Here is a 20,301-nt window from a genome sequence, read left to right on the forward strand (position 1 = left end):
CGCCACGGGAGCAGGCAGTTAAGGTAAACAAAGGGTTTAAATTGCCGCCACAGTCTGATGCGAGTTAGCTCCGGCATGGCCGCCGCCTTCCATCGAAGGCGCGGCAAACCAGGCGGGAAGCGGCATGTTCAGGAACTGGCGGATCGGCTCGGTCAACGGCGCCCTGCTGGCGGCCTATTTCATTCCCGTATGGAGCCTCGTCGCCTTCAACATCATTGTTGCGCCCGTGCACGGCCTTTACGAGCGGCCGAGCGTCGCGGTGGCGCTGTATCTGAGCGACCACCTGCAGATGGCGGGCATGGACACGGTGCGTGCCGCCTGGCTGCTGGCGCTCGGACGGCTGACCGTGGTGGCGTTCTTCGCGATCTATCTCGTGCTGCTCTGCATTCCCCGAACCCGCAAGGGCGGCGGCAGTGACGAGGCGCTCGGGATTGCGCTGGCGATCGGCAGCCTGATCTCCTTTGCCAGCATGGTGATGGCCTCCAAGGTCGGCGAGTTGGCCGCGCTTCGGCTGCACGCCACCGAGCTGCTGCTCTTGCTCGGTGCGGCCATCGTGGTCGTGATCGAGAAGCCGGCGGCTGCGCCGAAGACGGCCGAGGCCGCCGCGCCGCCGAATCTTCAGCCTTTAGATCTTGAGCAGGCCGAGCTCCTGCACAATCGCTGAGGCTTCCTTGACGGCGTGGTTCGCCGCCGGCACACCGCAATAGATCGCCTGCTGCAGCAGGATCTCCTTGATGTCGTCGGGCGTGAAGCCGCCCTCGGCGAGCGCCGCACGCACGTGCAGGCGGAATTCGTCCCATTGCCCGAGCGCGACCATGGTGCCGATCACGAGCACGCGCCGCGTGCGCTCGTCGAAATGCGGCCGCGTCCAGATCTCGCCCCAGGCGTAGCGGGTGATCAGGTCCTGGAAGTCGGTGTTGAACGCATTGCGGTTCGCGATCGACTTGTCGACCCAGGCATTGCCCAGCACCTTGCGGCGCACGTTCATGCCGGCATCGCGGCGCTTCTGGTCGTCCATTGTTTCCTCCTTCGTCATTGCGAGCGCAGCGAGGCAATCCAGGATCTTTCCGCGGCGGCAGTCTGGATTGCTTCGCTGCGCTCGCAATGACGAGTTGTGAGATCAGCGCTGCGTCAGGAACCCCACCACCGCATCCGTGAACGCATGCGGCTGCTCGACGTTCGAAATGTGCGCGGCGTCGATGATGGTCATGCTGGCGCCGGGAATGTTGGAGCGGATCAATTCGGCCGCCGAGATCGGCGTCGCCACGTCGTGGCGGCCGGCGATCACCAGCGTCGGGCTCTTGATCTTCGGCAGCAGCGCGCGCTGGTCCAGCGTCGACAGCGCCTCGCAGCAGGCGAGATAGCCTTCAACGGGGGACGCCAGCAGCATCGATTTCATCTTTGCGGTGATCGCAGGCTCGCGCTCGCGGAAATCCTGGGTGAGCCAGCCCGCGATCACGGCGTCGGCGACCGCGGCGATGCCGCCTTTTTTCACCGCCTCGATTCGTTCCAGCCATCGGGTCGGCTCGGCATAATAGCAGGAGGTGTTGGCGAGGATGAGCTTGCCGAACCTTTCGGGCGCATTGGCGCCGAGCCATTGCCCGACCATGCCGCCCATCGACAGGCCGCACCAATGCACCTTCTCGATGTTGAGATCGTCGAGAATCGCGAGCACGTCGCGGCCGAAGCGCTCCATCGTGTAGGGGCCGGGCGGAACGTTCGACTTGCCGTGGCCGCGGCGGTCGTAGCGGATGACGCGGAACACCTGCGTCAGCGCCTTCATCTGTGGCTCCCACATCTGCAGCGTGCAGCCGAGCGAGTTCGACAGCATCAAGGTCGGCCCGCCGTCGCGGCCTTCGACGGAGACGTTGAGGAGGCATCCGTCGGCATCGATCATGGGCATGCGGCGTCTCCACTCCTAATCTTGATCGAGGTTGTCGAGCAGGCGGTCGATCAGCGCCTGTGACGCCCCTTGATAGGCCATCGGCTCGAACAGTGCCGCAATTTTTTCCGGCGTCAGGTGCGCGGTGACTTGCGAATCGGCCGACAGCACCTCGCGCAGATGCTTCTTCTCGGCGACGGCGCGCTTGCTCGCGGCCTCGACGAGATGATGTGCGTCGCTCTTGCCGATGGCTTCGGCGAGCGCGAAGGTGATGGCCTCCGCCATGATCAGCCCGTGCGTCGCATCGAGATTGCTGCGCATGCGGGCCGCATCGACCTCGAGACCCTCGGCGATGTCGACGACGGCAGCCAGCGCGCCGGAGGTGACCAGCATCAATTGCGGCAGCGTCGGCCATTCCGCGTGCCAGGGGCCGGCACTGCGTTCGTGGTCCTGCACCTGCGCGGCGAAAATCGTCGCGGCGAGCTGCGGGGCCATGGTCGCGGCGCCCAGCGCGCTCGCGGCGGCGACCGGGTTGCGCTTGTGCGGCATGGTCGAGGAGCCGCCGCGGCCTTCGCCGGCCGGCTCGAACGCTTCGGCGACGTCGGTCTGCATCAGCAGCGAGACGTCGCGCGCGATCTTGCCGCAGCTGCCGGCGAGAATGGCGAAGCAGGATGCAGCCTCGGCGATGCGGTCGCGATGGGTATGCCAGGGCGCCTCCGGCAGCGGCAGGTTCAGCTCCTGCGCCAGCCGTTCGGCCACCGCGAGCCCCTTGTCGCCGAGCGCAGCGAGCGTGCCGGCGGCGCCGCCGAATTGCAGGGCGAGGCCCTCGCGGGAGAGCCGCCGCAGGCGGCAGCGGGCGCGGGCAAGGCTCGAGGCGTATTCGGCGGCCTTCAGCCCGAACGGCATCGGCAGCGCGTGCTGGAGCCAGGTCCGCGCCACCATCGCGGTATTGCGATGGCTGCGCGCCAGCGCGGCAAAGCCCTTGATGGCGCGGCTGAGGTCGGCGTCCAATGCGGCGATGCCGGCGCGCAGCGTCAGCATGGTCGCGGTGTCGATGACGTCCTGGCTGGTCGCGCCCCAATGCACGTAGCGCGCGGCCTCCGCGTCATTCTTGGCGACATTGGCGGTCAGCATCTTGACCAGGGGAATCGCGAGATTGCCCGATCGCGTCGCGGCCTCCGCCAGTGCGGCGAGGTCGAAGCCATCGGCCTTGCATGCCGCCTCGATCGATCCGACGGCGGATGCCGGAATCACCGCGCTGGCGGCCTCGGCGCGTGCCAGGGCTGCCTCGAAATCGAGCATGTTCTGCAGGGTCGACCGATCGTCGCAGATCGCGCGCATGGCGGCGCTCGACAGCATCGGTGCGAGCAGGGGGGAGATGGATGTGCTCATGTTGCGCGCGACCTAATCATCATGGCCCGGCCCTGCCAATCCCCCACCGCCCGCACACGTCATTTTGCAGTTGCGAATATGCATTGCACGTGACCGGGCGCCGGCCTTTTCTTTGCCGCGTCGCTGCGTTACTTGATCAGCACTATAGTTGCGCGATCCGGGAGGCACCCTCATGGCCATGACGATGAACGGCGAAGTCCAACTTGCGGCGCCGCGCGAGACCGTGTGGGCCAAGCTCAACGATCCCGAGGTGCTGAAGGCCTGCATCCCCGGCTGCGAGGAGCTGGAGAAGACCGACGACGGCGGCTTCCGCGCGACGGCGAAAATGAAGGTCGGACCGGTGTCGGCGCGCTTCAAGGGCAAGGTCACGCTGTCCGATCTCGACCCGCCGAACGGCTACAAGATTTCCGGCGAGGGCGAGGGCGGGGTGGCCGGATTCGCCAAAGGCGGCGCGGCCGTCAAGCTCGCCGAGAAGGACGGCGGCACGCTGCTCTCCTACGACGTCGAGGCGCAGATCGGCGGCAAGTTGGCGCAGCTCGGCCAACGCCTTATCAACGGCGCCGCCAAGAAGCTGGCCGACGAATTTTTCGCGAACTTCGCCAAGGCGGTGCAGGGCTGAAGGTCCAATACCTTTAGCATAGCGCCTTCGGCATGGCGCCTTGCGCCCTGGGCGATGTTGCCCCGGGCCATAATGGCCCATATGATGGGTTGGAATAATTATAAGAACCGCTTCGACGGGACCCGTTGGGGCGCTGATAGAGAGTGCTTATGGCAAAAATCTCCCTCATCGTGAACGGCAATCCTGTGACGGCCAACGTCGATCCCCGCACGCTTCTGGTGCAATTCCTGCGCGAGAATCTGCGGCTGACGGGCACCCATGTCGGCTGCGACACCTCGCAGTGCGGCGCCTGTGTCGTGCATCTCGACGGCAAGGCCGTGAAGTCCTGCACCACGCTGGCGGTGATGGCCGACGGTCACGAGGTCAAGACGATCGAGGGGCTGGCTGCCGACGGCGCGCCGCTGCATCCGATGCAGGAGGCCTTCCGCGAGCACCACGGCCTGCAGTGCGGCTTCTGCACGCCGGGCATGATCATGACCGCGATCGACATCGTGCACCGCAAGGGCCACGAGCTCGACGACCACACCATTCGCGAGGAGCTCGAAGGCAATCTCTGCCGCTGCACGGGCTACCAGAACATCGTGGCGTCGATCTCCGCCGGCGCCAAGGCGATGGCGAAATCCGATCTCGCGTAACGCGCACCCCGCGATCAGGACATTCAAATGTACGAATTCAAATATCATCGCCCCGGCACCGTGCGCCAGGCGGCCAACCTCCTGGTGAAGAACGAGGACGCCAAGGTGATCGCCGGCGGTCACACGCTGCTTCCCGTCATGAAGCAGCGCCTCGCGAGCCCACCGCATCTGGTCGACCTCTCCCACATCGAGGGGCTCAACACGATCGAGATGAAGGGCCGCTCGCTGGTGATCGGCGCCACCGCCAAGCACGCCGAGGTCGCGACCTCCGCCATCGTCGGCGAGGCGATCCCGGCGCTGGCGAATCTCGCCGGCGGAATCGGCGATCCCGCCGTGCGCCACAGGGGCACGATCGGCGGCTCGCTCGCCAACAACGATCCGACGGCCGACTATCCTGCCGCGGTGCTCGCGCTCGGCGCCACCATCGTCACCAACAAGCGTCGCCTCAAGGCGGAAGAGTTCTTCCAGGGCCTGTTCACGACCGCGCTCGAAGCGGACGAGATCATCACCAAGGTGATGTTTCCGCTGCCGAAGAAGGCCGCCTACGTCAAGTTCCGCAACCAGGCCTCGCGCTATGCGCTGGTCGGCGTGTTCGTGGCGCGGCGTCCGTCGGACGTGCGCGTTGCCGTCACCGGTGCGGGCTCCGAGGGCGTGTTCCGCGTCACCGCATTCGAGGAGGCCCTAAAGAAGCGCTTCGCCTCGAAGGCGCTGGAGGGCATCGCGGTACCGGCGGAAGGCCTCAACAGCGACATCCACGGCAGCGCCGAATACCGCGCGCATCTGATCGGGGTGCTGACGCGTCGCGCCGTCGACGCCGCCAATGCCAAGGAATGAGCTGACCTCATTCCTCGGTCCAGACCTGTCCCGGTGAGGGCGTAGCGAGACTGGCTTTTTCATGACTTCAGCGGCCACTTCTTCCGGTGCTATGCCGGCATCGGTCGATGCGATGCTCGAACTCCTGACGTCGCGCGGCTATCTGGCCGAGCGATCGCTGGCGACGGTGACGTATCTGTCGTTGCGCATGGGCCGGCCGCTGTTCCTGGAAGGCGAGGCCGGCGTCGGCAAGACCGAGATCGCAAAAGTGCTCTCGGCGGCGCTGGGGCGGAAGCTGATCCGCCTGCAGTGCTATGAAGGCCTCGACGTCTCCTCCGCGGTCTACGAGTGGAACAGCGCCGCGCAGATGATCGCGATCCGGATGGCGGAAGCCGCCGGCGACACCGATCGCGATCAGCTTTCGAGCGACATCTTCGCGGATCGCTACATGATCAAGCGGCCGCTGCTCCAGGCGCTGGAGCCCGATGTCGCGGGACCGCCGGTGCTGCTGATCGACGAGCTCGACCGCGCCGACGAGGCGTTCGAGGCGTACCTGCTCGAGATCCTCAGTGACTTCCAGGTGACCATCCCCGAATTCGGCACGGTGAAGGCACCGCACCCGCCGATCGTCATCATCACCTCCAACCGCACCCGCGAGATCCACGACGCGCTGAAGCGGCGCTGCCTCTATCACTGGGTCGATTATCCCGCCGCCGATCGCGAGCTTGCGATCGTCAAGACGCGCGTGCCCGGCATCTCAGCCAAGCTGTCGCAGCAGGTCGTGCGCTTCGTGCAGGCGCTGCGCAACCAGGACTTCTACAAGTCGCCGGGCGTCGCCGAGACCATCGATTGGGCCACCGCCCTGTCCGAGCTCGATGCCCGCTCGCTGACCCCGCAAGTGGTCGGCGACACGCTGGGCGCGCTGCTCAAGTACCAGGACGACATCACCCGCATGCAGGGCGAGACGCTGCAGAAGGTGCTGAAGGACGCGACGAGCGAGAATTGATCTCGCGTCAGATTGAGTTCGTCATTCCGGGGCGCGCGTCAGCGCGAACCCGGAATCCATTGGGCAGCGGCGACGGTGGATGAATGGATTCCGGGCTCGCGCCAAGTGGCGCGCCCCGGAATGACGGAGCGAGGATAGACCATGGCCATCAACCACCTTGCCCCCGAAAAGACCGAGCAATTCGCCGACAACATCGTCGGCTTCGCCCGCGCGCTGCGTGCCGCCGGCATGCCGGTCGGGCCGGGCGCCGTCATCGATGCCATGAGCGCGCTGCAGGTGATCGACATCGGCAACCGATCCGACGTCTTCACCACGCTGGAGGCGATCTTCGTCAAGCGTCACGAGCATGCGCTGATCTTCAAGCAGGCCTTCAACCTGTTCTTCCGTGCCTCGGAAGAGTGGAAGCACATGCTGGACTCGGTGCCGCTGCCGGACGAGGCCAAGAAGAAGCCCCAGGCCGGCGCCCGCCGCGTCCAGGAGGCGATGTCGCAGCCGCGCATGACCGAGACGCCGCAGCACCAGGAGCAGGATTTGCGCCTGTCGGTTTCCGACAAGGAGATCCTGCAGAAGAAGGATTTTGCGCAGATGAGCGCGGCGGAGATCGCCGAGGCGCTCCGTGCCGTCGAGCGGATGCATCTGCCGCAGGCCGAGCTCTTGACGCGCCGGCAACGGCCCGATGCCCGCGGCCTGCGCCTCGACCTGCGCCGGACGCTGCGCGCATCCTTACGCACCGGCGGCGACATCATCGACATCCATCGCCTCGGGCGGATCGAGAAGCCGGCGCCGATCGTGGCGCTGCTCGACATCTCGGGCTCGATGAGCGAATACACCCGACTGTTCCTGCATTTCCTGCATGCGATCACGGATGCCCGCAAGCGCGTCTCGGTGTTCCTGTTCGGCACGCGCCTCACCAATGTCAGCCGCGCGCTGCGCCAACGCGATCCGGACGAGGCGCTGGCGAGCTGCTCGGCGTCGGTCGAGGACTGGGCTGGCGGTACCCGCATCTCGGCCTCGCTGCATAACTTCAACAAATTGTGGGCGCGGCGGGTGCTGAGCCAGGGCGCCATCGTGCTCCTGATCTCCGATGGGCTGGAACGGGAGGCCGATTCCAGGCTCGCCTTCGAGATGGACCGGCTGCACCGGTCTTGCCGGCGGCTGATCTGGCTGAACCCGCTGCTCCGGTTTGGCGGCTTCGAGGCCAAGGCGCAGGGCATCAAAATGATGCTCCCCCACGTTGACGAATTCCGCCCCGTGCATAATTTGAGTTCGATCCAGGAGCTGATCACCACGCTCTCCCAGCCGCTGCCCCCGCATCACCGCAGCCTGATCCGCTCCGCAGCTTGAGAGGCCAGCCATGCTCGATCGCGACGAGGACATCCTGAAGGCGGCGGAGGACTGGCAGAAGGCCGGCCGAGGCGTTGCGCTGGCGACGGTCGTCGAGACCTGGGGCTCGGCGCCGCGCCCGGCGGGCTCCAGCCTCGTCATCAACGACGAAGGCACCTTCCTGGGCTCCGTGTCCGGCGGCTGCGTCGAGGGCGCCGTAGTCACCGAGGCCATGGACGTGATCCAGAGCGGCAAGCCCAAGATGCTGGAGTTCGGCGTCGCCGACGAGACCGCCTGGAATGTCGGGCTGTCCTGCGGCGGCACCATCCGCGTCTTCGTCGAGAAGGTCGGTTAGCCGTGAAGCTCGATATCCTGCACGAACTCAATGCCGAGCGCGCCGCGCGCCGACCGGTGATCCTGGTGACCGACACTGAGAGCGGCGAGCAGCGCCTGGTGAAGGCGAAGGATTTCGCCAGGGATCCGCTGCGCGCCGAGCTGGACAAGCAGCTTCGCACGGGCAAGAGCGCCAGTGTCGAGGCCGCCGGCAAGAAGCTGTTCCTCAATGTCTATGCCCCGACGGCAAAGCTCGTCATCGTCGGCGCGGTCCATATCAGCCAGGCGCTGGCGCCGCTGGCGCGCTCGCTCGGTTATGACGTCACCGTGGTCGATCCGCGCACGGCCTTCGCGAGCCCGGAGCGCTTTCCGGACATTCCGCTGATCGCCGAATGGCCTGATACTGCGCTGCCGCCGCTCAACGTCGACGCCTACACGGCGTTCGTCGCGGTGACGCACGATCCCAAGATCGACGACCCCGCGCTGCTGCACGCCTTCGAGCGCAACTGCTTCTACATCGGCGCCCTCGGCTCGCGGAAGACGCATGCCAAGCGTGGCGACCGGCTGCGGGCGCAGGGCGCCAAGGAAAGCGACATCGCGCGCATCCACGCGCCCATTGGCCTTGCGATCGGCGCGGTCTCGCCATCCGAGATCGCGGTGGCGATCATGGCCGAGATCACGGCCGTGCTTCGGCTGCCTCCCAAGGAAAAAGAAGAAGCGGCATGAAGTTCGGCCCGGCGAGCCCGAGGGATGCGATTGGCGGGGTGACCGTCCACACCCTGCGCCAGGGATCGCTGGTGCTGAAGAAGGGCACGACGATCGGGCCTGCCGAGGTCGAGGCGCTGGAGCGCGCCGGCATCAAGGACATCGTCGTGGTGCGCATGGAGGCGGGCGACGTCTCCGAGGACGTTGCGGCCGCCAGCATCGCGCTCGCCATCGGCGGCGAGGGCATCCATGTCGAGCGCGCTTTCACCGGCCGCGCCAATCTGTTCGCCGCGCGAGCGGGCGTGCTGGTGATCGACCGCGCCGCGGTCGACCGTATCAACAACATCGACGAAGCCATCACCTTTGCGACGCTCGCCGCCTACAAGCCGGTGGTCGAGGGCGAGATGGTCGGCACCGTCAAGATCATCCCGTTCGGCGTCGAAGCGAGTTTGCGCGATGCCGCGGTGAAGGCGGCGGGCAAGGACGTATTGAAGGTCGCGCCTTACGTGATCAAGCAGGTCGGCGTGGTCTCGACGCTGCTGCCGGGCCTGTCTTCGAAGGTGATCGACAAGACCTTGCGCGTCACCGCCGAACGGCTGGCCCCGGCCGGCGCCAGCATCATTGCCGAGCGCCGGGTCCCGCACGAGGAGCAGGCGCTGTCGGCCGCGATCAAGGAATTGCTTGGGCTCGGCGCCGAGCTCGTGATCGTGTTCGGCGCGTCAGCGATCGCCGACCGCCGCGACGTGATTCCAGCGTCGGTGACCGGAATCGGCGGCGAGATCGAGCATTTCGGCATGCCGGTCGACCCCGGCAATCTCTTGCTGATCGCCCGCGCCGGCGACGTGCCGGTGCTGGGCGCGCCGGGCTGCGCGCGCTCACCGGTCGAGAACGGTTTTGACTGGGTCTTGATGCGGCTTCTCGCCGGCATCGAGGTGACGCGGTCCGAGCTGATGGGCATGGGCGTCGGTGGCCTCTTGATGGAGATCGTGACGCGGCCGCAGCCGCGCGCCAAGCCCGAGACCGAGGGCAACAGCCAGGTCGCGGCCATCGTGCTCGCGGCGGGCCGCTCGACGCGGATGGGCGGACCGAACAAGCTGCTCGCCGAGCTCGACGGCAAGAAGCTGGTGCGCCTCGCGACTGAGCAGGCGCTGGCCTCCAAGGCATCCGAGGTGATCGTCGTCACCGGTCATCAAGCCGAACTGGTCGAGCAGGCGCTGCAAGGCCTGAAGGTGAAATTCGTCCGCAACCCTGACTTCGCCGGCGGCATCGCCAGCTCGGTCAAGGCGGGAATCGCGGACGTGCCCGAGACCTGCGACGGCGCCGTGGTGTGTCTCGGCGACATGCCGCTGATCGACGCCGGCCTGATCGACCGGCTCATCGACAGTTTTGCACCGGACCGCGGCAACCTCATCGTCGTGCCCGTCAGCGAAGGCCGCCGCGGCAACCCCGTGCTGTGGTCGCGCCGCTTCTTCAAGGAGCTGATGACGCTCGACGGCGACATCGGCGCGCGGCATTTGATCGCCAAGCACACCGAGGCCGTCGCCGAGGTGCCGGTGGACGGCGAGAGCGCCTTCCTCGACATCGACACGCCGCAGGCATTGGAAGCGGCAAGACGCGGATGAGGGCGCCGTAGGGTGGGCAAAGGCGCGCAGCGCCGTGCCCACCGTCTCGTCATTGCGATCGGCACGCTGCGCTTTGTCCACCCTACGGCGCCTCCCAAGCCTCCCGATTTCAACCACCCATTCACCATCTGGAAACGACCGCCGCTTAGAGTTGCCCCGACCTGCCTTGGGGGGAGGGGTTTTTCCATGGCTTCGAACGTCGTCGCGCGCCGTTGCGCGATGTTTTTCTTTGCGCTGTCCGTTTGCGTCGCCGGCGCCCGCCACATCACGGATGCGCACGCGGCCGGCGCGTTTGCAGTCGGCAAGTGCGGCGCCTACGGCCAGGCCTTTGACTATGGCGCCGAGCACGAGGCGCGTGCGGCGGCCCAGAAGCAATGCAAGGGCGATTGCACCACCGTGACGATGAAGCGCGCCTGCGCCGCGATGTCGGTCGATATGACCAACCCCTGCGGCGCCTATGGCTACGCCGTCAAGCCGAAGATCTCGGCCTCGCTCAATGCCGCTACGCGCGAATGCTACAAATACGGCGGCAAGGAATGCGTGATCCGCGCCTGGGCCTGCGACGCGAAGGGCTGATTTCTCTTGCTGTCGTGATGGGGCGTTGCGTAGCATCGCCTCGGGAATGACAGTGGAAGGCATACATGCAGTTCGACACCAAGATCGCCGTCGTGATCCGCACCGATCTTCAAGCCTGGCAGAAGCTCAACGTCGCGTCCTTCCTCACCAGCGGCATCGCCGCGGCCTTTCCGGAATGCATCGGCGAAGCCTATGAGGACGCCTCGGGCACGAAGTATCATGCGCTGATCGGCCAGCCGATTCTGATCTACGGCGCCGATGGTCCTGCATTGTCGCGCGCGCTGGACCGCGCGCTCACCCGCAACGTCAAGGCGGCGGTCTACACCGAGGACATGTTCAAGACCACGCACGACGCCGCCAACCGCGAGGCGGTGAGGGCGGTTGCGCGCGCCGACCTCAATCTCGTCGGCATCGCCATGCGCGCCGAGCGCAAGGTGATCGACAAGATCGTCGATGGCCTGAAATTCCATAGTTAGTCGCACCGCTCAAAAGCTCCCACATCGTCATTGCGAGCGCAGCGAAGCAATCCAGAATCGTTCGGCGCAGGTTTTCTGGATTGCTTCGTCGCTTCGCTCCTCGCAATGACGGAGTGCGTGCTCACCCCGGCGGCATGCCCTCGAATTTCATCAGGCCAGCGTCAAGAGGATCCCAGCCATGTCCCCGCGCGGCGAAGGTCACCGCCTGCGGCTTGTAGCGGGCGGGCTCGTCGAGGCTTGCCGCGCGGATGGTGAAGACGTCCGGCTGCGCGGCGAAGGTCATGTAGACGGCTACGCCGCATTGTGTGCAGAAGCCGCGCGTCTTCACCTTGCCGCTGTCGGCGACCATGTCCCAGTGCCTGGCATCGCCCGTCAGCGTGACACCGGCGCGCGCGAAGGTCGCGTAGGAGCCATGGCCGCTGCCGCTTTCCCGCTGGCAGTCCCGGCACTGGCAGTGATTGCTGAAGAGGGGCTCCCCTTCGATCGAATAGCGGATCGCGCCGCAGGCGCAGCCGCCGGTATAGGGCTTTTCCATCGCGATATCTCCCACTCAGCCTTCGCCGCTGATCTCATCGAGCTTGCGAACGACCTTCTTCCAGCCGCCGCTCATCACCGTGTAGGCCGACTCGTTCCTGGGCAGGACGAAGCCCGCATGGACGAGGCGGATCCGCGTGCCAGCTTCGACCGGGGTGAGGGACCAGGTCACGACGGTGTCGAGCGGTGCGCCATAGCCGGTGTTGCGCTCGTCGCCACCCTTCCAGGCGTAGACGAGGCGCCTGAGGGTCACGACCTCCAGAACCCGGCAATGGATCACGCCGTCCCAATTGCCGCCGGGGGTGGTCTGGAAGGTGAAGGCCTTGCCTTCGACGGCTTCAAAGCCGGTCGGCTGCATCAGCCAGCGCCCGATCAGCTGCGCGCTGGTCAGCGCCTTCCAGATCGTCTCGGCTGTGTGAGGGAAGACCTCGTCGATGACGATGTCTCTTGTGTCGGCTTTCAACGCGGCAGCACTCACGGGTCGATCTCCTTCAAGAGGTCACGCAGGTTCTGGAAACGCTCGCGCCAGAACACGCCGTAATGGTCCATCCAGGTGACCAGCGGCTCGAGTCCTTGCGGCGCGGCGCGGTAATAGACGTTGCGGCCCTCGGCGCGCTCGGCGACGAGGCCGGCCTGCTTCAGCGACTTCAGGTGCTGCGAGATCGCGCCCTGGGTCACGCCGCTGCCGCGCGTCAGCTCGGCGACGCTGATCTCCTTGCTGTCGAACACGCGCTCGAACACGGCGCGGCGGGTCGGATCGGCAAGGGCGCGCATCACGGCGGTGACGGGGTTTGGGGCGGCTTCGATCATGAAATCAAATTAGCGAATACTAATGCATTAGTCAACACTAATTCGTCTACTGGAATGGCCTGTTCTTTGCGGTCTTGACTATGACTGACTAGTCAGTCATAAATTTCAAATGACGAAGAAGCCGACCAAAGCCGCCTTGCCCTCTCCGGCCTCCCACGCGACCGGTCCTGCGCCTGCAGGCCCCGATGCAGCACCTGCCTCGAACCGCGCCACGCGGGCGGCGGAGCGGCGTGCGGCGATCGTCGAGGCGGCGATGGAGGAGTTCATCGCGCGCGGCTTTGCGGCGACCAGGCTCGACGACATCGCCAAGCGCGCCGGCGTCGCCAAGGGCACGATCTACCTTCACTTCAAGGACAAGGAATCGATGTTCGAGGAGCTGGTGCGCATCGTCATCGTTCCCGTGGTCGCACGGCTGACCACGCTGCCGCCGCCGGCGGGCTCGGTGCGCGACCTCGTCGAGACCTTCGCCGGCAACTTCCTGAAGGAGGTGATCGGCACCAGGCGCGGCGATCTGGTGCGCCTGATCGTGGCGGAGGGGCCGCGCTTTCCGTCGGTCGCCGACTTCTACTACCGCGAGGTGGTCTCGCGCGGGGTCGCCGCGATGCGCGCGCTGATCGAGCTCGGCATCGCCCGCGGCGAGATCCGGCAGAAGGACCTCGCGCGCTATCCGCAGATCCTGGTCGCGCCCGCGATGATCGCCGTGATCTGGCAGAGCTTGTTTGCGCGGCATGCGCCGCTCGACGCGCAGGAGATGCTGCGCGTGCATCTCGATTTGATTTTTGGCGAACGGAGGACGACATGAGGTCGTCGCAAACAATTTCTGTTCTGGCATTGCTCGCTGTGCTCGCAACCGGGCTTGCCGGGTGCAAGGAGAAGCGCGATCCCGGCTTCCAGGGCTGGGTCGAGGCCGACATGATCTTCGTCAGCCCGGACGAAGCCGGGCGGGTCACCAAGCTCAACGTCCGCGAGGGCGACGAGGTCAAGGTCGGTGATCATCTCTATTCCGTCGATGACGATCTTCAGCTTGCCGACCTCAACCAGCAGAAGGCGACGCTCGCGAACGCGCAGCAGACCTATGACCGTGCGGCTTCGCTGAACAAGACCGGCTCCGGCACGCAGGCCAATCTCGATTCCGCCGTGTCCGCCCTGCGCGTCGCGGAGGCGCGGGTGGCGACCTCGGAGACGCGGATGGCGAGGCGCAAGGGCTTCGCGCCCGTCGCCGGCACCATCCAGCAGATCTATTTCCGCGAAGGCGAGATGGTGGCGGCGCAGCGGCCGGTGCTCTCGATCATGCCGCCCGGCAACATGAAGCTGCGCTTCTTCGTGCCGGAGACCGAGTTGCCGAAGCTCGCGATCGGCGACACGGTGCGCGTGTCCTGCGACAATTGCGCCGCCGATCTCACCGCGAAGATCTACTTCATCGCGACCTCGGCCGAATACACGCCGCCCGTCATCTACAGCCTCGAGGAGCGCAACAAGCTGGTCTATCTGATCCAGGCGCGACCCTCGCGGCCCGATGCCTTGCGCGTCGGACAGCCGATCGACATCTACCTTAATCCGAAGACCCCGGTGGCGGACAAGCGATGAGCAACGGCAACGGCATCGCCATCGACGTCAAAGGCCTGACGAAATCATTCGGCGGCCGCGAGGTCGTGCACGATCTGTCGATGCAGGTGAAGCGCGGCTCGATCTACGGCTTCCTCGGTCCCAACGGCTCGGGCAAGACCACGACCATCCGCATTCTCTGCGGCCTGCTCACGCCGGATAGCGGCGAGGGCACCTGCCTCGGCTACGACATCCGCCGCGATGCCGAGAAGATCAAGCGCCAGGTCGGCTACATGACGCAACGCTTCAGCCTGTACCAGGACCTCTCGGTGCGCGAGAACCTCGAATTCGTCGCGCGGCTCTATGGCCTCACCGACGCGCGCGGCGCCGCGCGCGACATGATCAAGCGGCTCGGGCTCTCGGGGCGCGAGGAGCAGCTCGCCGGCGAGCTCTCCGGCGGCTGGAAGCAGCGGCTGGCGCTGGGGGCCTGCACGCTGCCCAATCCACAATTGTTGCTGCTGGACGAACCGACGGCCGGCGTCGACCCCAAGGCGCGGCGCGATTTCTGGAACGAGATCCACGCCCTCGCCGCCGAGGGCCTCACCGTGCTGGTCTCGACCCATTACATGGACGAGGCCGAGCGCTGCCACGAGATCGCTTACATCGCCTATGGCTATCTGCTGGCGCACGGCACGGTGGAGGAGGTGATCGCGAAATCGGCGCTGACGACCTACACCGTCACGGGCGAAGACCTGAACGAGCTCGGCAGCGCGCTCACGGGGAAGCCCGGCATCGACATGGTGGCGCCGTTCGGCACCTCGCTGCATGTGTCCGGTCGCGACGTCCCGGCGCTCGAAGCCAGCATCGCGCCCTGGCGCGAGAAAAGCGGACTGCACTGGCAGAAGTCGCAGCCCTCACTCGAAGACGTGTTCATTGAGCTGATGGGGCGCTCCAAGGATAATTTCCAATGAGCGCAGTCGACGATCCTGCACCACGGCGCGAAATCCGCGAGCGCTTCGGCTTTTTGCGGCGCTCCTACGCGATGCTGATCAAGGAGTTCATCCAGCTGAGGCGCGACCGCGTGTCGTTCGCGATGATCGTGATGCTGCCGGTGATGCAGCTCATGCTGTTCGGGTATGCCATCAACACCACGCCGCACCATCTGCCGAGCGCGGTGCTGCTCCAGGAGGATTCCGATCTCGCCCGCTCGATCCTGAAGGCGCTGGAAAACACCAAATATTTCCGCTTCCTCTACGAGGTTCATGACGTCGACGATTTCGACAACCTCCTGAAGTCCGGCAAGGTGCTGTTCGGGGTCGAGATCCCGCGCGGCTTCGAGCGGGCGGTGCGGCGCGGCGACAGGCCGGCGCTGCTGGTTGCCGCCGACGCCACCGATCCGGTGGCGGCGAGCTCGGCGATCGGCTCGCTCGGCATGGTCGTGCAGACCGCGCTCAAGCACGACCTCTATATCGGCGATCCCCCTGAGATGCCGTTCGAGATCCGCGCCCATGCCCGCTACAACCCGGCAGCTAGCTCCAGCCTCAACATCGTGCCGGGCCTCGTCGGCACCATCCTGACCATGACCATGCTGATCTTCACCGCGCTGTCGGTGACGCGCGAGGTCGAGCGCGGCACCATGGAGAGCCTGTTGTCGATGCCGATCAAGCCGGTCGAGGTGATGTTCGGCAAGATCATCCCTTACGTGCTGGTCGGCTTCGTCCAGGCCTTCCTGATCATCGGCATCGGCGTCGGCCTGTTCGGCGTGCCCGTGCTCGGCAATCTCGTTCTGCTGGCGCTGCTCTCGACGCTGTTCATCACCACCAATCTGTCGATCGGCTACACCATCTCGACATTGGTGCAGAACCAGCTCCAGGCCATGCAGATGTCGATGATGTTCTTCCTGCCGAGCATTCTGCTCTCGGGCTTCATGTTCCCGTTCGCAGGCATGCCGGCCTGGGCGCAATATCTGGGCGAGGCCTTGCCGTTGACCCATTATTTGCGAATCGTCCGCGCCATCATGCTGAAGGGCGCGACCATGCAGAATTTGCATTTCGACGCGCTGGCGCTGGCGGCCCTGATGCTGCTCGCCATGACCGTCGCCGTGACGCGCTTCCGCCGTACGCTGGATTGAGGCACAATACCCCGGAATCGAGGGGTGGAATGGCCAAGTTTGCGAGCAGGAAGGCGCGGCAGCATGCCGCCTTGTCGGAGGACTTCGAGCGCGAGCTGACGCGGGAGGTGCTGCGCACCGAGCTGTTGCGGGTGCGGGCGTTGATCGCGACCGGCTGCGTCATGACGCTGTTCCTCACCGCGGTCTATTTGGTCGATCCCGCCGTGGTGAACCGGGTCTGGCGCGGCACCGAAGGGCTCGCCGAAGTCTACGGCCTGCTCGTCGGCTTCATTTTGTTCGAGGTCTGGGTCCATACCCAGATCAGGAAGAACCTCCGCCTCGATCGCGACGTGCCGGTGGCCAGGCGCTATATCGGCACGCTGATCGAGACGTCGCTGCCGACCGTGATCCTGATCCTGCAGATCCGGACCATGGGCGCGACCCAGGCCCTCGGCTTCGCCGTGCCGCTGATGTATTTCATTTTCGTCATCCTCTCGACGCTGCGGCTCGATTTCTGGCTCTCGACCTTCACCGGCTTCGTCGCTGCTGCCGAGCTGTTCGCGGTCGCACTGGTCTACGATCCCTCGAGCAGCGTCGGCGAGCCCCAGCTCTATTTTCACGCCGTCCGCAGCACCATCATCCTGATCTGCGGCGTGCTCGCGGGCGCCGTCGGCGCGCAATTGCGGCGGCAGTTCGCCGCGAGCATCGCGGCCGCCACCGCGCGCGACCGCGTCACCAATCTGTTCGGCCAGCACGTGTCGCCGCAGGTGGTGGAGCGGCTGATGACGGCGGGGCCGCGCACCGGCGGCGATGTCCGCCGCGTCGCGGTGATGTTCGTCGATTTCCGCGGCTTCACGACCGGTGCGCAGTCGCGTACGCCGCAGGAGGTGGTCGACCGGCTCGACGGCGCCTTCGCCGTGCTGGTCGACATTCTCGACCGCGAGGGCGGCATCGTGAACAAGTTCCTGGGTGACGGCTTTCTCGCGCTGTTTGGCGCGCCGCTGGAAGCATCCGACGCCGCGCACCGCGCGGTCGCCGCCGGCCGCGAGATGCTGCGGGCGATGGATCGCATCAACGCGGAGAGCAGCTGGCCGCTGCGGATCGGCATCGGCATCCATTTCGGCGAGGTCGTCGCCGGCAATATCGGCTCGCCCCGGCGCAAGGAATACACCGTCATCGGCGACACCGTGAACTTCGCCTCGCGGCTCGAGGCGCTGAACAAGGAGTTCGGCTCGCAGCTCCTGATCTCCGCATCCGTGCGCGAGGCGCTGGGCGATGACGGCAACGATGCCGTCGCGCTCGGCGAGGTTGAAGTGCGCGGCTATGACGAGAAAGTACCCGTGTATCAGCTGGGGTAGCGCGCTCACAAATCGGTGTGCGCAGTTCTCTTTCATCCAAGCGATTGCTCCGATTGCACTCAATTTTGGGGCATGACGAGCGATGTTGTCGGCCTGTAGAGTGCCGCGCGATGCGGCCGGTCGTGGCCGCGACTTGCATGGGGAAGTGACGATGCAGCGCCGCTACATCACCGTCGACGTGTTCACCGACCGCGCCTTCGGCGGCAACCAGCTTGCCGTGGTGCTCGATGCCGGCGGGCTCACGACCGCGCAGATGCAGGCGATCGCGACCGAGTTCAACTATTCCGAGACCACCTTCGTGTTGCCTCCGCGCGACAAGGCCAATGATGCGGAGGTGCGCATCTTCACGCCGGTCCAGGAGATTGCCTTTGCGGGCCATCCCAATGTCGGCACCGCCTTCGTGCTCGCCTCGATGGCGAAAGAGCCGAAGCCGCGCCTGCTGTTCGAGGAGAAGGCCGGGCTCGTCCCGGTCGAGATCGTGCGAGAGCGGGGCAGGGTGATCAGAACCGAGCTCACCGCGCCGCAGCCGCTGCAGCGGCTGTCGCGGCTGTCGGCTGCCGAAGCTGCGAGCTGCGTCTCACTCGTTGCCGACGACATCAAGACCGACAATCACGAGCCTGAGATCGTCACCGTCGGAAACGCGTTTCTGGTGATGGAGCTGCATTCGCGCGAGGCGCTGAAGCGGGCCCGGCCCGATGCGGCAGCCTTCAGCAAGGTCTTGCCGCGCGAAGGTGCTCGCTCGGTGTGGTTCTATACCCGCGACGTGCCCCCGGCGGAGGCGCCTTGCGAGCGGCAGGCGCGCATGTTCATGCGTGGTGCCAGCGGTCTCGTCGAGGATCCCGCCACCGGCAGCGCCACGGTTGCCGCCGCCGCGCTGTTCGCCGACCTCGATCCCGCGCGCGACGGTGAGCTGAAGCTCACTGTAGGCCAAGGTTTTGACATGGGCCGCCCGAGCATCCTCTCGACGCGCGTGCGCAAGCAGGATGGCAAGGGCGTGTCCGCTCACGTCGGCGGCGCTTGCGTGCCGATGATGGAGGGGACGTTTAGGTTGGCGGGGGAGGGCTGAGCCTCCCCACGTGTCATTCCGGGGCGCGACGAAGTCGCGAGCCCGGAATCCATTCATCCACCACCTCTGCCGCTCGATGGATTCCGGGTTCGCGCCAAGAGGCGCGCCCCGGAATGACTGCGACCCCTACACCTGCCGCCCCGCCAAATTCTTCACCGCAACCCCGTCGCGCTCCTCGATGATCTCCGCGATCATCTGGCGGTGGCAGTGGGTGTGGTCGCGCTCGTAGCAGAGCAGGCACACCGGGCCGGCCTTCTTCACCAGCGCCGAGAGCTCGTCCATCTCTTCTTTCGCCTGCGGCGTCTTCAGGTGTTTTGAATAGATCTTCTCGAGCACGTCGTATTGACCGCCGCGCGCGGCGAGGCGGCCTTCCTTTGGCGTGCCGAGCGCGGCGAGATGGACATAGCCGATGCCGCGCTCGTCGAGGCCTGCCGACAGCTGCTTCTTGGAAAAGCCCGGCCGGCGCGACGACGTCACCGCGCGCACGTCGACCACGAGCTTGACGCCGGCCTGTTCCAGCTCGTCCAGCACGGCCTTGGGCGGCGTCTGCTCATAGCCGATGGTGAACAGCTTCTTCGCCTTTGCCATGTGAACCTCAGCTCACCCGCGCGATCAATTCCATGGCGCCGTGGGGCGCGCGCACCTTGCCCTCGTGGATGACATAGGCGAACACGTCGCGCGGCTCCTTCTCCGGCCTGGCCTTGTCAACCTTCGGCAGGTCGTCGGGTTCACCGCCCGAAGCCCAGGCCTGAAAGCGCTCGGCCCAGGCATCGAGCTGCTTCGGCGGATAGCAGGTCTTGATCTCGTCATTGCCCTTCTGCAGCCGCGCATAGACGAAATCGCCGGCGACGTCAGCGATGGCAGGATATTTGCCGTGCTCGGCGAACACCACGGGCGTCTCGAACTCGCGGATCAGCGTCACGAAGTCCGGCGTGCAGAAGCTGTCGTGGCGGACCTCGACGACATGGCGCAGCGCGCGCCCCTCCAGCTTGCGCGGCAACAGCTCCAGGAACTTGCCGAAATCGGCGCCGTCGAACTTTTTCGTAGGCGCGAACTGCCACAGCACCGGCCCAAGATGATCGCCGAGTTCCAGTACGCCGGAATCGTAGAACCGCTTGATGGAATCGCCGGCCTCCGCGAGCACGCGGCGGTTGGTCGCGAAGCGCGGTCCCTTCACCGAGAACACGAAGCCCTCAGGCACCTCGCTCGCCCATTTGCGAAAGCTCTCCGGCTTCTGCGAGCCGTAGTAAGTGCCGTTGATTTCGATCGAGGTCAGCTTGGAGGCGGCATAGGACAGCTCCTTCGCCTGCGCCAGCTTCTCCGGATAGAACACGCCGCGCCAGGGCTCGAAGGTCCAGCCGCCGATGCCGATGAAGATGTTGCCGGATTTTTTGGACGCAGTTTTTGCTTTGGCCACGGGAGGATCTCGCATCGACGGGGAGGGATCTCATCCTAATCAAACCAGATGTGATTGGCCAGTTGGCCGGCCCCGTCTA

General features: G+C 65.9%; 25 protein-coding genes. 17 read left to right on the forward strand and 8 right to left on the reverse strand.

What is annotated here, in order from left to right; genetic code table 11:
• The first annotated feature begins 124 nt into the window (after window positions 1-124).
• Window positions 125-664: a hypothetical protein gene (locus ACNJYA_RS14640; protein WP_212258059.1), complete on the forward strand. Its 540-nt coding sequence runs from the start codon at window positions 125-127 to the stop codon at window positions 662-664.
• Here ACNJYA_RS14640 and ACNJYA_RS14645 read toward each other — a convergent pair.
• The 3 genes from ACNJYA_RS14645 to ACNJYA_RS14655 form a co-directional block, all read right to left on the reverse strand.
• A complete protein-coding gene (locus ACNJYA_RS14645; protein ID WP_212258060.1) occupies window positions 626-1,018 on the reverse strand; it encodes a carboxymuconolactone decarboxylase family protein in 393 nt (130 codons plus the stop codon). The genes ACNJYA_RS14640 and ACNJYA_RS14645 overlap by 39 nt on opposite strands.
• A 102-nt stretch (window positions 1,019-1,120) precedes the next feature.
• Window positions 1,121-1,903 carry a 3-oxoadipate enol-lactonase gene (pcaD, locus tag ACNJYA_RS14650; RefSeq protein WP_172783004.1) on the reverse strand — a complete coding sequence of 261 codons (783 nt, stop codon included), beginning with the start codon at window positions 1,901-1,903 and terminating at the stop codon, window positions 1,121-1,123.
• Window positions 1,904-1,918: 15 nt separating this feature from the next.
• Window positions 1,919-3,274: a 3-carboxy-cis,cis-muconate cycloisomerase gene (locus tag ACNJYA_RS14655; RefSeq protein WP_439403151.1), complete on the reverse strand. Its 1,356-nt coding sequence runs from the start codon at window positions 3,272-3,274 to the stop codon at window positions 1,919-1,921.
• Window positions 3,275-3,446: 172 nt separating this feature from the next.
• On the opposite strand from ACNJYA_RS14655, the gene ACNJYA_RS14660 reads away from it, so the two are divergent.
• From ACNJYA_RS14660 to ACNJYA_RS14705, 10 genes are all read left to right on the forward strand, one after another.
• A complete protein-coding gene (locus tag ACNJYA_RS14660; RefSeq protein ID WP_212258061.1) occupies window positions 3,447-3,893 on the forward strand; it encodes an SRPBCC family protein in 447 nt (148 codons plus the stop codon).
• Between the two features lie 149 nt (window positions 3,894-4,042).
• Window positions 4,043-4,528 (forward strand): (2Fe-2S)-binding protein, encoded by a 486-nt coding sequence (locus ACNJYA_RS14665; RefSeq protein WP_014494194.1) that lies wholly within the window; start codon window positions 4,043-4,045, stop codon window positions 4,526-4,528.
• A gap of 27 nt (window positions 4,529-4,555) precedes the next feature.
• Entirely contained in the window at window positions 4,556-5,362 is an 807-nt protein-coding gene (locus tag ACNJYA_RS14670; RefSeq protein ID WP_172783006.1) for an FAD binding domain-containing protein, read from the forward strand.
• A gap of 61 nt (window positions 5,363-5,423) precedes the next feature.
• Window positions 5,424-6,347 (forward strand): AAA family ATPase, encoded by a 924-nt coding sequence (locus ACNJYA_RS14675; RefSeq protein WP_212258062.1) that lies wholly within the window; start codon window positions 5,424-5,426, stop codon window positions 6,345-6,347.
• Window positions 6,348-6,488: 141 nt separating this feature from the next.
• Complete coding sequence (locus ACNJYA_RS14680) at window positions 6,489-7,691, forward strand: vWA domain-containing protein (protein ID WP_172783008.1); 1,203 nt, start codon at window positions 6,489-6,491, stop codon at window positions 7,689-7,691.
• 10 nt (window positions 7,692-7,701) lie between these two features.
• Window positions 7,702-8,025: an XdhC family protein gene (locus ACNJYA_RS14685; protein ID WP_025037240.1), complete on the forward strand. Its 324-nt coding sequence runs from the start codon at window positions 7,702-7,704 to the stop codon at window positions 8,023-8,025.
• Between the two features lie 2 nt (window positions 8,026-8,027).
• Entirely contained in the window at window positions 8,028-8,729 is a 702-nt protein-coding gene (locus ACNJYA_RS14690) for an XdhC family protein (RefSeq protein ID WP_212258063.1), read from the forward strand.
• Window positions 8,726-10,330: an NTP transferase domain-containing protein gene (locus tag ACNJYA_RS14695; RefSeq protein WP_212258064.1), complete on the forward strand. Its 1,605-nt coding sequence runs from the start codon at window positions 8,726-8,728 to the stop codon at window positions 10,328-10,330. The genes ACNJYA_RS14690 and ACNJYA_RS14695 overlap by 4 nt, the downstream gene beginning before the upstream one ends.
• Window positions 10,331-10,516: 186 nt before the next feature.
• Window positions 10,517-10,906, forward strand: coding sequence for a DUF4189 domain-containing protein (locus tag ACNJYA_RS14700; protein WP_212258065.1), 390 nt, complete (start codon window positions 10,517-10,519; stop codon window positions 10,904-10,906).
• Window positions 10,907-10,971: 65 nt separating this feature from the next.
• On the forward strand, window positions 10,972-11,382 hold the full coding sequence (locus tag ACNJYA_RS14705) for a DUF2000 family protein (protein WP_212258066.1): 411 nt from the start codon (window positions 10,972-10,974) through the stop codon (window positions 11,380-11,382).
• 121 nt (window positions 11,383-11,503) lie between these two features.
• On the opposite strand, the gene ACNJYA_RS14710 is transcribed toward ACNJYA_RS14705, so the two are convergent.
• Genes ACNJYA_RS14710 through ACNJYA_RS14720 form a run of 3 tightly spaced genes read right to left on the reverse strand, consistent with a single transcriptional unit; the run spans window position 11,504 to window position 12,726 of the window.
• Window positions 11,504-11,917 carry a GFA family protein gene (locus ACNJYA_RS14710; protein ID WP_212258067.1) on the reverse strand — a complete coding sequence of 138 codons (414 nt, stop codon included), beginning with the start codon at window positions 11,915-11,917 and terminating at the stop codon, window positions 11,504-11,506.
• A 15-nt stretch (window positions 11,918-11,932) separates the two neighbouring features.
• Window positions 11,933-12,394 (reverse strand): SRPBCC family protein, encoded by a 462-nt coding sequence (locus ACNJYA_RS14715; RefSeq protein WP_212258068.1) that lies wholly within the window; start codon window positions 12,392-12,394, stop codon window positions 11,933-11,935.
• Window positions 12,391-12,726, reverse strand: a complete 336-nt coding sequence (locus tag ACNJYA_RS14720; protein WP_212258069.1) for an ArsR/SmtB family transcription factor — start codon at window positions 12,724-12,726, stop codon at window positions 12,391-12,393. The genes ACNJYA_RS14715 and ACNJYA_RS14720 overlap by 4 nt, the downstream gene beginning before the upstream one ends.
• Before the next feature lie 109 nt (window positions 12,727-12,835).
• On the opposite strand from ACNJYA_RS14720, the gene ACNJYA_RS14725 reads away from it, so the two are divergent.
• The 6 genes from ACNJYA_RS14725 to ACNJYA_RS14750 all read left to right on the forward strand — a co-directional run bounded on the left by ACNJYA_RS14725 (window position 12,836) and on the right by ACNJYA_RS14750 (window position 18,805).
• Window positions 12,836-13,528 (forward strand): TetR/AcrR family transcriptional regulator, encoded by a 693-nt coding sequence (locus ACNJYA_RS14725; RefSeq protein ID WP_212258070.1) that lies wholly within the window; start codon window positions 12,836-12,838, stop codon window positions 13,526-13,528.
• Window positions 13,525-14,313 carry an HlyD family secretion protein gene (locus ACNJYA_RS14730; RefSeq protein WP_212258071.1) on the forward strand — a complete coding sequence of 263 codons (789 nt, stop codon included), beginning with the start codon at window positions 13,525-13,527 and terminating at the stop codon, window positions 14,311-14,313. The genes ACNJYA_RS14725 and ACNJYA_RS14730 overlap by 4 nt, the downstream gene beginning before the upstream one ends.
• On the forward strand, window positions 14,310-15,242 hold the full coding sequence (locus ACNJYA_RS14735; RefSeq protein ID WP_172783018.1) for an ABC transporter ATP-binding protein: 933 nt from the start codon (window positions 14,310-14,312) through the stop codon (window positions 15,240-15,242). The genes ACNJYA_RS14730 and ACNJYA_RS14735 overlap by 4 nt, the downstream gene beginning before the upstream one ends.
• Complete coding sequence (locus tag ACNJYA_RS14740; RefSeq protein WP_439366730.1) at window positions 15,239-16,402, forward strand: ABC transporter permease; 1,164 nt, start codon at window positions 15,239-15,241, stop codon at window positions 16,400-16,402. Before ACNJYA_RS14735 ends, ACNJYA_RS14740 begins: the two co-directional genes overlap by 4 nt.
• 29 nt (window positions 16,403-16,431) lie before the next feature.
• Window positions 16,432-17,739: an adenylate/guanylate cyclase domain-containing protein gene (locus ACNJYA_RS14745; RefSeq protein ID WP_172783020.1), complete on the forward strand. Its 1,308-nt coding sequence runs from the start codon at window positions 16,432-16,434 to the stop codon at window positions 17,737-17,739.
• A 151-nt stretch (window positions 17,740-17,890) separates the two neighbouring features.
• The gene (locus ACNJYA_RS14750; protein WP_172783021.1) at window positions 17,891-18,805 is read left to right on the forward strand and encodes a PhzF family phenazine biosynthesis protein; all 915 of its coding nucleotides are present in this window, start codon (window positions 17,891-17,893) and stop codon (window positions 18,803-18,805) included.
• A gap of 126 nt (window positions 18,806-18,931) precedes the next feature.
• On the opposite strand, the gene ACNJYA_RS14755 is transcribed toward ACNJYA_RS14750, so the two are convergent.
• Both ACNJYA_RS14755 and ACNJYA_RS14760 read right to left on the reverse strand, forming a co-directional pair.
• Complete coding sequence (locus ACNJYA_RS14755) at window positions 18,932-19,393, reverse strand: DUF488 domain-containing protein (protein ID WP_260379831.1); 462 nt, start codon at window positions 19,391-19,393, stop codon at window positions 18,932-18,934.
• Window positions 19,394-19,400: 7 nt separating this feature from the next.
• Complete coding sequence (locus ACNJYA_RS14760; RefSeq protein WP_439366731.1) at window positions 19,401-20,237, reverse strand: DUF72 domain-containing protein; 837 nt, start codon at window positions 20,235-20,237, stop codon at window positions 19,401-19,403.
• Window positions 20,238-20,301: the final 64 nt, after the last annotated feature.

Origin of the sequence: Bradyrhizobium sp. BLXBL-01 (assembly GCF_051853025.1) — a bacterium.
Lineage (GTDB): Bacteria > Pseudomonadota > Alphaproteobacteria > Rhizobiales > Xanthobacteraceae > Bradyrhizobium.

What these genes read in the sequence shown, in the direction of transcription:
- ACNJYA_RS14760 (WP_439366731.1), bottom strand. Translation starts at nt 20,237, where the DNA reads ATGCGAGATCCTCCCGTGGCCAAAGCAAAAACTGCGTCCAAAAAATCC.
- pcaD (WP_172783004.1), bottom strand. Translation starts at nt 1,903, where the DNA reads ATGCCCATGATCGATGCCGACGGATGCCTCCTCAACGTCTCCGTCGAA.
- ACNJYA_RS14750 (WP_172783021.1), top strand. Translation starts at nt 17,891, where the DNA reads ATGCAGCGCCGCTACATCACCGTCGACGTGTTCACCGACCGCGCCTTC.
- ACNJYA_RS14675 (WP_212258062.1), top strand. Translation starts at nt 5,424, where the DNA reads ATGACTTCAGCGGCCACTTCTTCCGGTGCTATGCCGGCATCGGTCGAT.
- ACNJYA_RS14680 (WP_172783008.1), top strand. Translation starts at nt 6,489, where the DNA reads ATGGCCATCAACCACCTTGCCCCCGAAAAGACCGAGCAATTCGCCGAC.
- ACNJYA_RS14655 (WP_439403151.1), bottom strand. Translation starts at nt 3,274, where the DNA reads ATGAGCACATCCATCTCCCCCCTGCTCGCACCGATGCTGTCGAGCGCC.
- ACNJYA_RS14725 (WP_212258070.1), top strand. Translation starts at nt 12,836, where the DNA reads ATGACGAAGAAGCCGACCAAAGCCGCCTTGCCCTCTCCGGCCTCCCAC.
- ACNJYA_RS14670 (WP_172783006.1), top strand. Translation starts at nt 4,556, where the DNA reads ATGTACGAATTCAAATATCATCGCCCCGGCACCGTGCGCCAGGCGGCC.
- ACNJYA_RS14700 (WP_212258065.1), top strand. Translation starts at nt 10,517, where the DNA reads ATGGCTTCGAACGTCGTCGCGCGCCGTTGCGCGATGTTTTTCTTTGCG.
- ACNJYA_RS14640 (WP_212258059.1), top strand. Translation starts at nt 125, where the DNA reads ATGTTCAGGAACTGGCGGATCGGCTCGGTCAACGGCGCCCTGCTGGCG.
- ACNJYA_RS14695 (WP_212258064.1), top strand. Translation starts at nt 8,726, where the DNA reads ATGAAGTTCGGCCCGGCGAGCCCGAGGGATGCGATTGGCGGGGTGACC.
- ACNJYA_RS14685 (WP_025037240.1), top strand. Translation starts at nt 7,702, where the DNA reads ATGCTCGATCGCGACGAGGACATCCTGAAGGCGGCGGAGGACTGGCAG.
- ACNJYA_RS14710 (WP_212258067.1), bottom strand. Translation starts at nt 11,917, where the DNA reads ATGGAAAAGCCCTATACCGGCGGCTGCGCCTGCGGCGCGATCCGCTAT.
- ACNJYA_RS14755 (WP_260379831.1), bottom strand. Translation starts at nt 19,393, where the DNA reads ATGGCAAAGGCGAAGAAGCTGTTCACCATCGGCTATGAGCAGACGCCG.
- ACNJYA_RS14705 (WP_212258066.1), top strand. Translation starts at nt 10,972, where the DNA reads ATGCAGTTCGACACCAAGATCGCCGTCGTGATCCGCACCGATCTTCAA.
- ACNJYA_RS14730 (WP_212258071.1), top strand. Translation starts at nt 13,525, where the DNA reads ATGAGGTCGTCGCAAACAATTTCTGTTCTGGCATTGCTCGCTGTGCTC.
- ACNJYA_RS14660 (WP_212258061.1), top strand. Translation starts at nt 3,447, where the DNA reads ATGGCCATGACGATGAACGGCGAAGTCCAACTTGCGGCGCCGCGCGAG.
- ACNJYA_RS14740 (WP_439366730.1), top strand. Translation starts at nt 15,239, where the DNA reads ATGAGCGCAGTCGACGATCCTGCACCACGGCGCGAAATCCGCGAGCGC.
- ACNJYA_RS14645 (WP_212258060.1), bottom strand. Translation starts at nt 1,018, where the DNA reads ATGGACGACCAGAAGCGCCGCGATGCCGGCATGAACGTGCGCCGCAAG.
- ACNJYA_RS14735 (WP_172783018.1), top strand. Translation starts at nt 14,310, where the DNA reads ATGAGCAACGGCAACGGCATCGCCATCGACGTCAAAGGCCTGACGAAA.
- ACNJYA_RS14665 (WP_014494194.1), top strand. Translation starts at nt 4,043, where the DNA reads ATGGCAAAAATCTCCCTCATCGTGAACGGCAATCCTGTGACGGCCAAC.
- ACNJYA_RS14720 (WP_212258069.1), bottom strand. Translation starts at nt 12,726, where the DNA reads ATGATCGAAGCCGCCCCAAACCCCGTCACCGCCGTGATGCGCGCCCTT.
- ACNJYA_RS14745 (WP_172783020.1), top strand. Translation starts at nt 16,432, where the DNA reads ATGGCCAAGTTTGCGAGCAGGAAGGCGCGGCAGCATGCCGCCTTGTCG.